The sequence below is a fragment of the Streptomyces sp. 35G-GA-8 genome, from assembly GCF_023534745.1.
GTDB lineage: Bacteria > Actinomycetota > Actinomycetes > Streptomycetales > Streptomycetaceae > Streptomyces.
This window is the reverse complement of sequence record NZ_JAMHJQ010000011.1, coordinates 262,032-276,080: the sequence shown is the minus strand read 5'-3', so window position 1 is coordinate 276,080 and position 14,049 is coordinate 262,032. Positions and strand designations below refer to the sequence as shown.

Here is a 14,049-nt window from a genome sequence, read left to right as displayed (position 1 = left end):
CCTCGGAGCCGCCGACGGCACCGTCCGGAGTTCTCAACCCCCGTCCGGCGCGGCGTATATGAAGTCGTAGGTGGCCCAGTCGGTGAGTGTGCGGTAGCCGAGCCGCTGGTACAGGGCGTTGCTGGTGGGATTGGACCGGTCCGCGAACAGCACGACGTCCTCCGCGCCCGCCGCCAGCGCGGCCCGGCTCACCTCCGCCGTCACGGCGCCCGCGTAGCCGTGACCGCGCAGATGGGCCGGGGTGTAGACGATGTCCACCTGGATCTGGCCGCCGATCAGCGGGTTCATGCCCGCGATGGAGACGGGGGTGCCGTCCGGGGTCTCCCAGAGCGTGTAGCGCTTGTCGGCGTAGCGTGTGCCGGCCCAGGAGCCAGCGTCGATGGTGACGTCTTCCCCGACGGCCTTGGCGAACTCGCCGCACCAGTACATGACTTGCTCATGGTCCCGCTCGCCCAGGAGGCGGCCCCGGCCCGCAGGCATCGGCTCCGGCGGGGTGAGTGTGCCGAGCTGGTACAGACGCAGCCGCGTGTCGCGGATCTTCGGCGTCGCGCCGGTGTGCCGCCGCCAGGCCTCGGCGAAAGAGGTGGCGGTGCCGTGGTCCGCGCTGACGGAGGGGAGGGGGTGCCCGACGGCGACCAGCTGGGCGGCGAGCGTGTCGGCCTGCTCAGGCGTGAGCGGAGTGAGGCACAGAGCGCGGGGGATGAGGCGGTGGAAGGCGGCATGGACCTCGCCCGCACGCTCCAGCACGCCGAAGACCTGGCCTTCCCCGCCGAACGCCGCCGCCCCTCGCGTCCGCAGTCTCTCGGCCCACGTCAGCGTCATGACGTGCCGACCGGGCCGCGAGCGCAGGAAGTCCCCGGCCCGCGCGAGGAATTCGTCGACGTCTTCGGTGAGCTGCCAGCCGTCAGAGAGCATGCCCCATGATCGCCCACGCCGTACCTACCGCGCCCACGCTTTTCAGCGGGGCGAGGCCCCGCCCGCTGTCCGTTCCCAAAAGATCTGGATCGAGGAGGTGTCTCTGACCTGGGCCTTGTCAGTTCTGCGGGGACTGGAAGCCGGGCGCCCCAGTGGATCTGGACCGTGCTGCGCCTGCTTGAACGCGAGTGGGTCGCCCCCTCGGGAGCTCTGGAACGACGACTGGCCGGAGTGGGAGTCTCTCGACTACGTCGCCATGGAGGCGTATGGACTACTCACCCGCGCGGATGACGACTGCGGCGACGCATTTTATGAAGCCGTCGAAGCTGAGCAGGGCGCTGTAGGCGGCAATCCAGGGCCGCGCGGCGAGCAGTGGGACGTGCGATGCGCAAACTGCCGAAGCTGAGCGCGATGTTCCCCTCCGGCGACTGGTCCGGTAGGCGCGAAAGCGCGAGGGATCAGGCCGGGGCTTCGGGGGTGTCGACAGACAGGCGATGCCACGCGTGGCCGCAAGACGCTCGTCGTGCGGGGTGAGACTGGCGATCTTTCCGAGTTGCTGGTCGATCTGCCCCCGTGTGATCAGAACTGCCAGTGTGTGCGTGGCGCGAAGTCCGGCGCGTCGGATACTTTCCGGGCCGTCCTCGGCGGTGGCGCGGGCCTGAATGCAGAAATGTGACAAGAGGCGCAGGGTGTTGGACTGCTCTTCAGCGGAGAGGCCCTCGAACCACTCGATCCCCTGTGGCATCGGCCGAAGCTCTTGGGCGAGTTCGTTGAGAATGATGTACGGATCAGCCAACCTCACGCCCCCGTTGCGCTCGATTCACAGACTTTCCCGGTCATCCAAGCGGACCCTCGGATGCCTAGAAAGGCAGTTCGTCGGCTTCCAACGGCTCTGAGTACCCACGTACCCAGTGGCTGGGGAGGGCGGCGCAGAGCGACTCCAGGTCGGCGAACGTACTTCCCCGAACGTGCAGCCAGCTGTGGTCACTCAGTCCGTCGAGCCGCAAGAGCTTCCCCGGCGCGGAAAACCAGCACACGGGTGACTCTTCCTTCCCCGTCCACATCGGGTACTCGGGAAACTCCACCGGCGCGAACCGACTCGGCAGCTCTCGAATCAGGCTGGCGGGAAGTTCGCAGGCGTTGTAGAGCCGTCCTTCGCTGCCAAGCAGCGTCTCGCTGAGTACGAACTCGACACAGGCCAGGGAGACCCGCTCCAGGTAGCGGACCCAACCATCCCGTGACTGGACGAACACCGGCGGATCGTCCTGACCGAGGTCCCGCAGCCGCACTCCCCAGAAAGCGCATCCCTGGTTCTCGCTGCGGAAGACGAGCATTCCACCGAACTCGTCGTGCACGAACAGCTCGGAAGGGCGCAGCAGCGGGTCCTGGTTGCCGGTGAGGTCGTGACGTGTACCGAGAAGCGAGTACGCCTCGCGCAACGCGGTCGGCAGGGTGAGCCCCAGCATTCCCTCGGCTCGCTCCAGCTCCTCCGCTCGCGTACCCGCGCCGTCGGCGAGCGGCTCCGCCCACGCTGCGGCAAAGTCCCGAACGAAGGCCCAGGCTCGCGCCCTGTCAGGTATCCCACCGCGCAGAGCTTGAGCCACATCGAACTCGTCAACCATGTGGTGGACCGTACAGGCCGGCCAGCTTCGCCGGGACTCCGCCAGGTCGTTTGCCAGAACCACTGGGACTCGCCACATCTACCGAGAACGGACAGCCGCGCTCCCGGCGGCTCGGTCGGGGTGTTGCCTGGCACACTTTTGCAAGCATGCGCTTGCAATAGTTAGCAGGGCGACGCAGGATGGCCCTATGGCATCACTCAACGTCGGCAATCTCGGTGAGTATCTGCGCGAGCAGCGGCGTAACGCGCAGCTGTCGCTGCGGCAGCTCGCTGATGCCGCCGGGGTGTCCAATCCGTATCTGAGCCAGATCGAGCGCGGGCTGCGCAAGCCGAGCGCGGACATTCTGCAGCAGCTGGCCAAGGCACTACGGATCTCCGCGGAGACGCTGTATGTGCAGGCCGGGATGTTGGACGAGCGGGAGCGGGAGGAGCTGGAGACGCGTGCCGTCATCCTCGCCGACCCCTCGATAAACGAGCGGCAGAAGCAGGTGCTCCTCCAGATCTACGAGTCGTTCCGCAAGGAGAACGCGCTCGACACGGAGAGTACGGAGCGTACGGAGGACACGGAAGCCGCGGAGAGCACGGGCACAGGAACCGCCGAAAGGGCGGCCGGTGCGGACGCCGGTGGTTCCGGTACGACACACGGCAGTGCTGCCACCCCACCCTCAAACTGATCCGGGAGGACCACAGTCATGGCCATCACCGATGACCTGCGCAAGACCCTCACCGACCCGACGCCCCTCTACTTCGCGGCCGGTACCGCCGATATCGCCGTCGAGCAGGCCAAGAAGGTGCCCGGTCTGATCGAGCAGCTGAGGGCCGAGGCCCCCGGGCGCTTCGAGGCCGTGCGGAACTCCGACCCCAAGGCCGTCCAGGAGAAGGTCTCCGTCCAGGCCAAGGAGGCCCAGGCGACCGTCCAGGCCAAGGTCACCGAAGTGATCGGCTCGCTCGACACCGATCTGAAGAAGCTGGGCGAGACCGCTCAGGACCTGGCGCTGCGGAGCGTGGGCATGGCGGCGGAGTACGCGGTCCGGGCCCGCGAGACATACGAGAAGGTCGCCGAGCGCGGCGAGCAGACCGTACGCGCCTGGCGTGGTGAGACCGCGGACGAGATCACCGAGATCGCCGTCGCCGTCGAGCCCGCGTCGGCGTCGAAGGCCACCCCGAAGCCCGCTCCGAAGACGGAGACGAAGACGCAGGCGGGGACCAGGGGCGCCGTCAAGCCGGTGGTCAAGCCTGCCGTCAAGCCCGCTGGCAAGCCGGCCGTCAAGGCCGCCGCCAAGCCCGCGCCGAAGACCGAGGCCAGGACCGCCGCCGCGAAGAAGACCACCCCGCGCGGGACGACGGCGAAGAAGTCCACCCCGCCGGCCGGCAAGTAGCCGGCCGCGAACCCGCACACCCGCGAGAGAGGCGGGCCGGGCACCTCGGGGGTGCCCGGCCCGTTATCCAGGTACCTTGGCGTACGGGCCGCGACGTCTCCTCCACCCCTTAGGCGGTGCTCCGCATGTTGCTCGAAGGATTCGGCACTCTTCTCTGGCTGCTCAATCTGGCCATGCTCGTTCTGGCCATCATCGCGCTGTTCCTCTCCGCCACGGCTCGTGAGGACGCCTATCGCGCGGCGGACAAGCAGACGAAGAAGTTCTGGCTGATCATTCTCGGTGTCACGGTCGCCGTGAACCTCTTCGTACCGATGCTGTTCCTCCAGATCGCCGGGCTCGTCGCCACGATCGTCTTCATGGTCGACGTACGGCCGGCCATCCACGCGATCTCCGGTGGCGGTGGAAGCCGAGGCGGCGGCTCCAGCAGTGACGGTCCTTACGGGCCCTACAACGGCGGCCGTTAGGCAAACAAGAATCGCGGGCCACGCGCGGGTACGCGGATCGGGTACGCGGTCAGGTCCGCGCGCCGCCCCGCCCCAGCAGCAGGACCGCCACGTCGTCGGTCAGCTCCCCGCCGTTCAGTTCGCGTGCCCGCGCCACCGCCGCCTCCAGCAGGTCGTCACCGCTCAGGCCCTCGGCCAGCTGGCGGCTGACCATCTCGACCAGGCCCTCCTGACCGAGACGCTGTTTCGCGTCGGGGGCGATCCGGCCCTCGATCAGGCCGTCCGTGTACATCATCAGGCTCCATGACCCGCCCAGCTCGACCTGCCGGCGCGGCCAGCGTGCGCGCGGCAGCAGCCCCAGGGCCGGGCCGCCCTCCTCGTGCGGCAGCAGCTGCGCCGCCCGCCCCCGGCGGGTGACCAGCGGTGATGGATGACCCGCCAGGCAGAGGCCCGCACGGCGGCCGTCCGGCGCGATGTCGACCGTGCAGAGCGTCGCGAAGATCTCCTCGCTCTCCCGCTCGTGCTCCAGGACCTCCTGGAGCGTGGAGAGCAGCTGGTCGCCGCAGAGCCCCGCCAGCGTCAGCGCCCGCCACGCGATCCGCAGCTCCACGCCGAGCGCCGCCTCGTCGGGGCCATGGCCGCAGACGTCGCCGATCATCGCGTGCACCGTGCCGTCCGGCGTACGGACCGTGTCGTAGAAGTCCCCGCCGAGCAGGGCCCGGGAGCGGCCGGGCCGGTAGCGGGCAGCGAAGCTCAGTTCCGAGCCCTGGAGCAGCGGAGTGGGCAGCAGCCCGCGCTCCAGCCGGGCGTTCTCCTGGGCGCGCAGCCGGGACTCGGTCAGCTGGCGCTGCGCGACATCCGCCCGCTTGCGCTCGACGGCGTACCGGATGGCTCGGCTCAGCAGCCGTCCGTCCAGCTCGTCGCGGAACAGATAGTCCTGGGCGCCGACCCGTACCGCCGCGGCGGCGCGCTCGGCGTCACCCTCCGCCGCCAGCGCGAGTACGGCGTGGTGCGGTGCGAGCCGCAGGAGGTGCTTCAGCGGGGCCAGTTCGTCGCTGTCGTTCCTGCCCGGCAGGGCGAGATCCACCAGGATGCAGTGGATGTCGTCGGTCAGCAGCCGCTCGGCCTCGGTGAGGTTGCGGGCGGTACGGATACGCAGCCGCGTGCCGGTCCCCTCCGGCGGCTCCGGCGCGGTGAAGATGTCGGCCGGGTCGTCCTCGATGACCAGCAGGACGAGGTCACCGCCCTTGGCGGTCTCCGCCGCGGGGTGCCTCTCCACGGTCGAACCTGTGCGCTGCCGCGGAACGGGTACGGGTACGGGCATCGGTCTGGTCTTCCTTTCCCTCCCCCCGAGGGCGCGGGCGGGGCGACGATCGACGCCTCACCAGACGGGGACCATAGCGTTAGCCGCGGCCCCAGCGGAATGGCGTTCAGGCGAAGAGCCGGTGTCATATGCCGCTTCCCGTCACGCATCCGGCGCGATCGGGCGCTCTGCGGCCATGACAAACATCACGTACGGCAGCACGTACGGCGGCTACGGCAGCACGTACGACCGCCCCGGCTCGCTCCCGGGTGCGCGAGTCGGCGCATCGAGTGGGCGTACCGAGCCGGTGTGTGCCGCGTTGATGTGTCCGTACGAGGCAGGTCGGCCCCGATCGCCCCTATTTGTCCGGGCGTACGACCCCGAGGATCTGCATCGAGCCCGCCCCCGCCAACGTCACATTCCTGCCGGGACGCGGCGAGTGCACGATCGCGCCGTCCCCGATGTACATCCCGACATGGCTCGCGTCCTGGTGGTAAATGATCAGATCGCCGGGGCGCATGTCCTTGATGTCGATCCTGGGCAGCAGCCGCCACTGCTCCTGCGAGGTGCGCGGGATGGGCCGCCCTGCCGCCGCCCACGCCTGGGAGGTGAGCCCCGAGCAGTCGTACGAGTCCGGTCCCTCCGCGCCCCAGACATACGGCTTGCCGATCTGCTCGGTCGCGAACGTGATCGCCTTCTTGCCCCGCTCGCTGGACGAGCGGTTGATGTCCTTCAGCGCGCCGGAACCGAGCCAGGCCGTCTGCGCCCTTCGCGCCGCGTCGCTCTCCAGCAGCGCCAGCCGCGCCCGCTCTTCCTTCTCCAGGCTCGCTTCGAGCTTCTTGGCGGCGGCGATCCGCTCCGTGATCTCCTTCTTCGCCTTCTCCTTCTTGACCCGCCCGGCCTCCAGCCGCTGCCACTGCGTGGAGGCGTCCGCGGTGTACGTCTTGAGGTCTTCCTGCGCCCGGGAGAGCTCGTCGATGAGATCGTGGGTGGCCTTCTGGCCCTGCTGTATTCGTCCCACCGCGTCCAGGAAGAGCTGCGGATCGCTGGTGAGCACCAACTGCGCCTCGGGCGGCAGCCCGCCGCCCCTGTACTGCGCGCGGGCGGCGGCGCCCGCGCGCTTCTTCAGCTCGTCGATCCGCAGCTGGCCGGTGACGATGTCCTCCGCCAGCTCGATGACCTCGGCCGACTGCTTCTTGGTCTCTTCCTCGGCGAGGTTGTACGCGTCGGTGGCGGACGCGGCCTTCTGGTAAAGGGCCTCGATCTCCTTGCGGATGTCTTCGAGGGACTTCTTCGACCCGGCGCCGGGCGGGAGTTCGACCGGTGGCGGCGCGACGGCCGACCCGGACGGTGTGGGGCCCGGGGCCGCGTACGCCCCGTTCGTCAAGGCCGGCGACGCCAGTACGGTGAGTGCGCAGACCACGGTGATGGCGGCAGCGACACTGCGACGTCGGTTCACCAAGCTCCCCCTCCGAGCCAACCCCACCGCGCGGTAGGCCAGTCACGAATCTGACGTATCGTCAACAACCGGTTCTGACGCCGTGATCGTGTCATGCCCTCGGTCAAAGGGACAGAGGGATCCGGGCATCTCACAGGAATCACCCGGGAAGCACCCGACGCGATGAGGACGAACGGGCAGCCGCGTATGTTCCCCGGGTCAGCCCCCGCTGCCCGAACCGGGCGCGAGCGCCGACCAGTTCACCGTCACCTCACCCTGCCGCCGTCTGCGCGGATCGTCCGCGAGCGGCCAGTCGGCCGCCAGATCCCGTACGGCCCTGATCCACCGCTGCCGCGCGCCCAGCGAGGCGTAGGGAGCCGCCGCCGCCCACGCCCGGTCGAAATCGCGCAGGAAGGCGTGGACCGGCTCACCCGGCACATTGCGGTGGATCAGCGCCTTCGGCAGCCGCTCGGCCAGATCGGAGGGCCGCTCCAGCGAGCCGAGCCGGGTCGCGAACGTCACCGTCCGCGGCCCCTCGGGGCCGAGCGCGACCCACACATGCCGCCGGCCGATCTCGTCGCACGTCCCCTCGACCAGCAGTCCGCCGGGCGCGAGCCGGCCGCACAGCCGCGCCCAGACCGCGGCGACGTCGTCCTCGTCGTACTGCCGCAGCACATTGGCCGCGCGGATGAGCACCGGGCGGGCGCCCCCGGGGAGCGGGACCTCGAAGCCGCCGTGCCGGAACCGGAGCCCGTCGCGCTCGTACGGGCGCGCGGCGGCGACCCGGGCGGGATCTATCTCGACGCCGACGACTTCGGTACGCGGCTCCGCCGTGCGCAGCCGCCGCAGCAGCTCGACCGCCGTCCAGGGGGCCGCGCCGTACCCCAGATCCACCACGACCGGTGCCGCCGAGCGGCGCAGCGCGGGGCCGTGCGTGGCGGCGATCCACCGGTCCATGCGGCGCAGCCGGTTCTGGTGGGTGGTGCCGCGGGTCACCGTGCCCACCGGGCGGGGAGAACGGGAGGTCGCGGGCGCCATGGGGACGAGCGTAACCACCCGGGACGGTTGAGCGGTCGCCGGTAATGATTTGGCAAAACGGAAATGCTGGAGGTGATTCCGCTGTTGTGGGGCTCGGAGGGCGCGACAACCCTCTTTTCGCCGTGCTCCGAATCTCCGCGCGAGAGGACCGTAGACGTGAGCCAGTACGTGTCCCGTATCGCAGGCACGTTCGTGGGACCGCCCCGTCTCAGGCTCCCCGGCCAGCATCGCCGGCCACGCCGGATCGCCATGCTCAGCGTCCACACCTCCCCGCTGCACCAGCCGGGGACGGGCGACGCGGGCGGCATGAACGTCTATATCGTCGAGCTGGCGAAGCGGCTGGCCGCCATCGACATCGAGGTGGAGATCTTCACCCGCGCCACCACAGGCGGCCTGGACCCGGCGGTCGAGCTGGCGCCCGGGGTGCTCGTACGGCATGTGGACGCCGGCCCGTACGAGGGCCTGGCCAAGGAGGAGCTGCCCGCCCAGCTCTGCGCCTTCACGCACGGCGTGATGCAGGCATGGGCCGGCCAGCGCCCCGGCTACTACGACCTGGTCCACTCCCACTACTGGCTGTCCGGCCATGTCGGCTGGCTCGCCTCCGAGCGGTGGGGCGTCCCGCTCGTCCACGCCATGCACACCATGGCGAAGGTCAAGAACGCCGCGCTCGCGGAGGGCGACCGGCCCGAGCCCGCGGCCCGGGTCATCGGCGAGACCCAGATCGTGCGGGCCGCCGACCGGCTGATCGCCAATACGGACGAGGAGGCCGCGGAGCTGGTCCGCTTCTACGACGCGGACCCGGCCAAGGCCGCCGTCGTCCATCCGGGGGTGAACCTGGAGTGTTTCTGTCCGGCCGACGGCCGCGCCGCCGCCCGTGCCCGGCTGGGGCTTCCGCAGGACGCCTTCATCCCGCTCTTCGCGGGCCGAATCCAGCCGCTGAAGGCCCCTGACGTGCTGCTGCGCGCCGTGGCCGTGCTCCTGGACCAGAACCCCTCGCTGCGCCGGAAGCTGGTCGTGCCGGTCGTCGGCGGCCCGAGCGGCAGCGGCCTGGCGAAGCCGGAAGGGCTCCAGAAGCTCGCCGCGCGGCTCGGGATCGCCGATGTCGTACAGTTCCGGCCGCCGGTGGGCCAGAGTCGGCTCGCGGACTGGTTCCGGGCCGCGTCCGTGCTGGTCATGCCCTCGTACAGCGAGTCCTTCGGCCTGGTCGCCATAGAGGCACAGGCGGTGGGCACCCCGGTGGTGGCGGCGGCCGTGGGCGGGCTGCCGGTGGCGGTACGGGACGGATCGACCGGTTTCCTGGTCAGGGACCGTGAGCCGGCGGCCTACGCGCGGGCGCTGCGCGAGTTCCTCGACCACCCGGAGCTGGTGGACCGGATGGGCGCGGCGGCCGCGCGCCACGCCCAGTCCTTCGGCTGGGACACGGCGGCGTCGGCGACGGCCGACGTCTACACGGCCGCGGTGCACGACCACCGGCGCACCGTACGCGCGCACCACGGCTGACGCGTACGTACACCACGGCTGACGCCTGCGCGCGCCACGGCTGACGCATACGCGCACCACACGGCTGACGCGTACGCGCACCACGGCTGACGTACGCTCGCCCCATGGCCGACGGACAGCAGACCTCCCGGGACTCCTCGCCCTCGGCGCGGGCCGCGCGGGTCATCGAGCAGACGCTGAAGGACGCCGAGCTGGGGTGGGAGAGCCCGGAGCCCGGCTCGTACGTCGTCACCCTCCCCGGCACCCGCAAGCTCTCCACGACCTGCTCCCTGCGCGTGGGCCGGCACGCGCTGTCCCTCAACGCCTTTGTGATCCGGCACCCCGACGAGAACGCGGCGGGCGTCCACCGCTGGCTGCTTGAGCGCAACCTCAAGCTGTACGGGGTGAGTTACGCGGTCGACGGCCTCGGGGACATCTATCTGACGGGCAAACTCCCGCTGGCCGCCGTCACCGAGGACGAGATCGACCGGCTGCTCGGCTCGGTGCTCGAAGCGGCGGACGGTTCGTTCAACACCCTGCTGGAGCTGGGGTTCGCGAGTGCGATCCGCAGGGAGTACGCGTGGCGGGTGTCCCGGGGGGAGCCGACCCGGAACCTGGACGCGTTCGCCCATCTGACCCAGGGTCCGTCCGGACCTTCCCGCCCCCCGGCCTGACCCGGCCCCTGTCGTCCGGCTGTCCGTCCGGGTGTCCGTCCGGCCCGAAATCCCACTGAACGACTCGGCGTTCGACATCTTCCCGGGCGCCCAGGGCCATGGCATGCTCACTCCCAGACGCGCACCTGAACATCGTTCACATATATGGAGGCGGGATCATGTCGATGGAGCCCCGGCGCCCACGTGCCATTGGCCGACGGACGGTGCTCGGCACGGCGATCGCCGTCGCCGCCACGGCCGGAGCGATGACCACCGGACTGCCGGGTCCCGCCGCGGCCAGTGAGCGCAGGCCACCGAAGACGTCCGCGCTCTGGCGTGAATTCGCCGACTCGCCCTACACCCACCCGCAGATCCCGTACGTAGGACGCGCCGGCCGGCGCGCCGGTGCGCGCGGCCTTCCCCGGTACCCGGTCGTGGCCGATGTCCGCGCGTACGGCGCCAAGGGCGACGGCTCCGTGGACGACGCCCCCGCCATCAACCGTGCCCTCGCCGCTGCCGCGGAGCGTGGCGGGGGCACGGTCTCCATCCCGCCCGGCACCTACCGGATCGACGACGTGATCCGGATCGCGCACAGCGGCGTCGTCCTGCGCGGCGCGGGCAGCGACCGTACGAAGCTGTACGCGACCCGGAATCTGACCGAGCTGATCGGCCCCTACGGCAGCCGTTTCGGCGGCAACAAATCCGGCTGGTCCTGGTCCGGCGGCCTCATCTGGCTCTGCCCGCAGGAGCGTTGGGACTCGCTCACCAGCGCCATCAAGGCGAGCGACTGGCCGTGCGAGGGCTGGACGGGCAACGAGCGCGACGAGTGGAGCACCCTCACCGCCCTCGCCCGAGGCAACCGGGGCGACCGGTCCGTGACCGTCCAGGACGCCTCGAAGCTCAGGCGCGGACAGTTCGTCCTGCTCCAGCTCTCCGACGACGCGGACCACAGCCTTCTCAGGCACATGGCGGGCGACGGCCCCGGCACCGAGACGTACGACTGGGCCGCCATGACCAAGCTGACGTCGTACACACCGTACGAGTGGCCGGTGCGCATCACCGCCGTACGCGGTCGCGAAGTCACCCTGGAACGTCCGCTTCCGCTGGATCTGCGCCCGGAGTGGGACCCGAAGTTCACCACCTCGGTCGCCCCGCTGACCGATTCCGGGGTCGAGGGGCTGACCCTGGAGGCCGTCGAGACCCCGCAGTCCCCGCACCTCCTCGACAAGGGCTACAACGGGGTCGCTTTCCAGTGCGCGTACGACTGCTGGGCCGAGGACGTCGTCGTACGCCATGTCGACAACGGCTTCGGCCTGATCGGCGCCTCCGCCTGCACCCTGCGCCATACCCGCGTCGCGGGCCGCGGCTCGCACCACCCGTACTACTGCCGCGAGGCCTCGCACGACAATCTGATCGAGGACTTCGTGATCGAGCGGCGTACGGTCCCGGCGCCGGCGGGCACACAACTGCACGGCATCAATGTCGAGGGGCTGTCCAGCTACAACGTCTGGTCGCGCGGGCGGATGGAGATGGGCACGTTCGACACGCACCGGGGGATGCCCTTCGCCAACGTACGGACGGAGATCACCGTCAGCAACGACGGCCGGCACGGCGGCGACGCGATCGCGGGACCGCTGTACGGGGCGCGGTTCGCGCACTGGAACATCACCGTCACCAACCAGCGCGCGGGACTGATCAAGATCGACGAGATCGCCCCGTACAGCGTGACGGCCGGCATCAGTGAGGTGCGGGAGTTCGACCAGATCGATGTGCCGGACTTCCAGGGCGAGTTGCACACGCGGCTGGAGGCGTACGGCAGCCCCGGGGACATGCGGCCGCGCAATCTCTACGAGGCACAGCGCGAGCTGCGCTGACGCCGTCCTCCCTGATCGGCCCTCGCACGGTCGCCGTGCGGCTCCCACCGGCCCAGGATCGTATCGACAGCACAGTGGGCCGGCGTGCGCGTGGGACGGGTTCGATGGACGGCGACGGAGACCGCGGGGGAGACCGCGACGGAGACCGCGGGGGAGTCGAGGCCGACGAAGGCGGGGCCCGGCTGGGTCGCCGGCGCTTCCTCGGGGCCGCCNCGTATCGACAGCACAGTGGGCCGGCGTGCGCGTGGGACGGGTTCGATGGACGGCGACGGAGACCGCGGGGGAGACCGCGACGGAGACCGCGGGGGAGTCGAGGCCGACGAAGGCGGGGCCCGGCTGGGTCGCCGGCGCTTCCTCGGGGCCGCCGCGGCCGGCGCCGCCGGGCTGGCGCTGGGCGCGGCGGGCTGCGACTCCCCCGGCGAGGAGGACGAGCCGCCCGGCCCCGGCCGGAGCGCCGGCGGCGGGGACCGGGCGGCCGCCGACGCGGCGGAGCGGGCGCGGCCGGGCAGCCCCGACTGGCGCATCCGCTCGGTGGGCCCGCCCGAGGCGGTCGAGGGCTATACCGACAGGGTGAGCGTCCTGCCGGGCGAGGAGTTCGGGCTGTACGTCTCGACCACCGCGCCCGGCTTCCGCGTCTCGGCGTACCGGATGGGCTGGTACGGCGGGGCGCGGGCGCGGCTGGTCTGGCGCTCCGGCCGGATCGCGGGCCACGCGCAGCGCCGTCGCCCGCTGCTGATCGCCGAGACCCGTGCCGTACGGGCGGACTGGGACCGTACCGCGCTTGTCCGCACCGACGGCTGGCCGGAGGGCGCGTATCTGCTCCGGCTGGACGCGGACAACGGGCACCAGCGCTACGTCCCGCTGATCGTCCGCTCGGCGAGCGCGGCGGGCAGGACGGTGCTGATCCACGCCCCCGCGACCTGGCAGGCGTACAACCTGTGGGGCGGCTCCAGCCTCTACCAGGGCGACGACGGCGCGTACGCGACGCGTTCGTTCGCCGTCTCCTTCGACCGGCCGTACGACAGGAGCGGCGCGGAGAAGTTCCTTGTCTACGAGCGTGCCCTCGTGGTCCTCGCGGACCGGCTCGGCCTTCCGCTCGCGTACACCACGGGGGTGGACGTCCACCTCGCCCCGTCCGTACTGCGGGACGCCACGGCGGCGGTCTCGCTCGGCCACGACGAGTACTGGACCCCGGAGCAGCGCCTCCATGTGACGCGGGCGCGCGACGCCGGGACCAATCTGGCCATCCTCGGCGCCAACACCTGCTTCCGCCGGATCAGGCTGGAGAGGGGGGCAACGGGCGCTGTCCGCACGGTGGTCTGCTACAAGACCGCCTACCGGGACGACCCCTACCTGGAGGCGCACCCCACGATGGCGACCACCGACTTCCGGGTGCCGCCCGCCGCCGACCCGGAATCCTCCCTGACCGGCGTTCTGTACGAGGGGTATCCGACCGACGCCCCCTATGTCGTCCACCAGGCCGGCCACTGGCTGTTCGCGGGGACCGGGGTGAAGCGGGGCGAGTCCTTCGACCATCTGGTCGGGGTGGAGTACGACCGGGTCACCCCGGGGCAGCCGACCCCGGCGCGGCTGGAGATCGTCGCCCACTCCCCGCTCGTCTGCAAGGGGCGCGGCAGCCACGCGGACTCCGCGTACTACACCGTGCCGGGCGGCGCGGGGGTCTTCGCGTCCGGGACGATGCGATGGGTCGAGGGGCTGATGGCGGGGACGGGGGAGAACGGCCGCAACCACGGTCTGGACGCGCGGACCGGGGCCTTTGTCACCCGCACGACGGAGAATGTGCTCCGCGCCTTCGCGAAGGGCCCGGCGGGGCGGACGATGCCGGAGCCGAGGGACAACGTACGGAGTGTGTACGGGGATACGGCGACGGCGTGACGGGCGTCCG

At 70.9% G+C, this 14,049-nt stretch carries 13 protein-coding genes; 7 read left to right on the top strand and 6 right to left on the bottom strand.

The window, feature by feature from the left end; all coding sequences use genetic code 11:
- Positions 1-33: 33 nt before the first annotated feature.
- The 3 genes from M1203_RS26015 to M1203_RS26005 form a co-directional block, all read right to left on the bottom strand.
- Positions 34-915 carry a GNAT family N-acetyltransferase gene (locus tag M1203_RS26015; protein WP_249952222.1) on the bottom strand — a complete coding sequence of 294 codons (882 nt, stop codon included), beginning with the start codon at positions 913-915 and terminating at the stop codon, positions 34-36.
- A gap of 271 nt (positions 916-1,186) precedes the next feature.
- Positions 1,187-1,711, bottom strand: coding sequence for a DUF5958 family protein (locus tag M1203_RS26010; RefSeq protein WP_249952221.1), 525 nt, complete (start codon positions 1,709-1,711; stop codon positions 1,187-1,189).
- A gap of 64 nt (positions 1,712-1,775) precedes the next feature.
- Complete coding sequence (locus M1203_RS26005) at positions 1,776-2,537, bottom strand: SMI1/KNR4 family protein (RefSeq protein ID WP_249952220.1); 762 nt, start codon at positions 2,535-2,537, stop codon at positions 1,776-1,778.
- Between the two features lie 187 nt (positions 2,538-2,724).
- Between M1203_RS26005 and M1203_RS26000 the strand changes: the two genes are divergently transcribed.
- From M1203_RS26000 to M1203_RS25990, 3 genes are all read left to right on the top strand, one after another.
- Complete coding sequence (locus M1203_RS26000) at positions 2,725-3,210, top strand: helix-turn-helix domain-containing protein (protein WP_249952219.1); 486 nt, start codon at positions 2,725-2,727, stop codon at positions 3,208-3,210.
- 18 nt (positions 3,211-3,228) lie between these two features.
- Positions 3,229-3,915 (top strand): hypothetical protein, encoded by a 687-nt coding sequence (locus tag M1203_RS25995; RefSeq protein WP_249952218.1) that lies wholly within the window; start codon positions 3,229-3,231, stop codon positions 3,913-3,915.
- A gap of 125 nt (positions 3,916-4,040) precedes the next feature.
- Positions 4,041-4,379, top strand: coding sequence for a DUF2516 family protein (locus M1203_RS25990; protein ID WP_249952217.1), 339 nt, complete (start codon positions 4,041-4,043; stop codon positions 4,377-4,379).
- A gap of 49 nt (positions 4,380-4,428) precedes the next feature.
- On the opposite strand, the gene M1203_RS25985 is transcribed toward M1203_RS25990, so the two are convergent.
- The 3 genes from M1203_RS25985 to M1203_RS25975 all read right to left on the bottom strand — a co-directional run bounded on the left by M1203_RS25985 (position 4,429) and on the right by M1203_RS25975 (position 8,137).
- The gene (locus M1203_RS25985) at positions 4,429-5,682 is read right to left on the bottom strand and encodes a PP2C family protein-serine/threonine phosphatase (RefSeq protein WP_249952216.1); all 1,254 of its coding nucleotides are present in this window, start codon (positions 5,680-5,682) and stop codon (positions 4,429-4,431) included.
- Between the two features lie 337 nt (positions 5,683-6,019).
- Positions 6,020-7,120: a C40 family peptidase gene (locus M1203_RS25980; protein WP_249952215.1), complete on the bottom strand. Its 1,101-nt coding sequence runs from the start codon at positions 7,118-7,120 to the stop codon at positions 6,020-6,022.
- A gap of 198 nt (positions 7,121-7,318) precedes the next feature.
- Positions 7,319-8,137, bottom strand: a complete 819-nt coding sequence (locus M1203_RS25975) for a class I SAM-dependent methyltransferase (RefSeq protein ID WP_249952214.1) — start codon at positions 8,135-8,137, stop codon at positions 7,319-7,321.
- 156 nt (positions 8,138-8,293) lie between these two features.
- Between M1203_RS25975 and mshA the strand changes: the two genes are divergently transcribed.
- The 4 genes from mshA to M1203_RS25955 all read left to right on the top strand — a co-directional run bounded on the left by mshA (position 8,294) and on the right by M1203_RS25955 (position 14,039).
- A complete protein-coding gene (gene mshA / locus M1203_RS25970) occupies positions 8,294-9,637 on the top strand; it encodes a D-inositol-3-phosphate glycosyltransferase (protein WP_249952213.1) in 1,344 nt (447 codons plus the stop codon).
- A 104-nt stretch (positions 9,638-9,741) separates the two neighbouring features.
- Positions 9,742-10,290: a YbjN domain-containing protein gene (locus M1203_RS25965; protein ID WP_249952212.1), complete on the top strand. Its 549-nt coding sequence runs from the start codon at positions 9,742-9,744 to the stop codon at positions 10,288-10,290.
- 158 nt (positions 10,291-10,448) lie between these two features.
- On the top strand, positions 10,449-12,143 hold the full coding sequence (locus M1203_RS25960; protein WP_249952211.1) for a glycoside hydrolase family 55 protein: 1,695 nt from the start codon (positions 10,449-10,451) through the stop codon (positions 12,141-12,143).
- A gap of 258 nt (positions 12,144-12,401) precedes the next feature.
- Positions 12,402-14,039, top strand: coding sequence for a N,N-dimethylformamidase beta subunit family domain-containing protein (locus M1203_RS25955; protein ID WP_249952210.1), 1,638 nt, complete (start codon positions 12,402-12,404; stop codon positions 14,037-14,039).
- Positions 14,040-14,049: the final 10 nt, after the last annotated feature.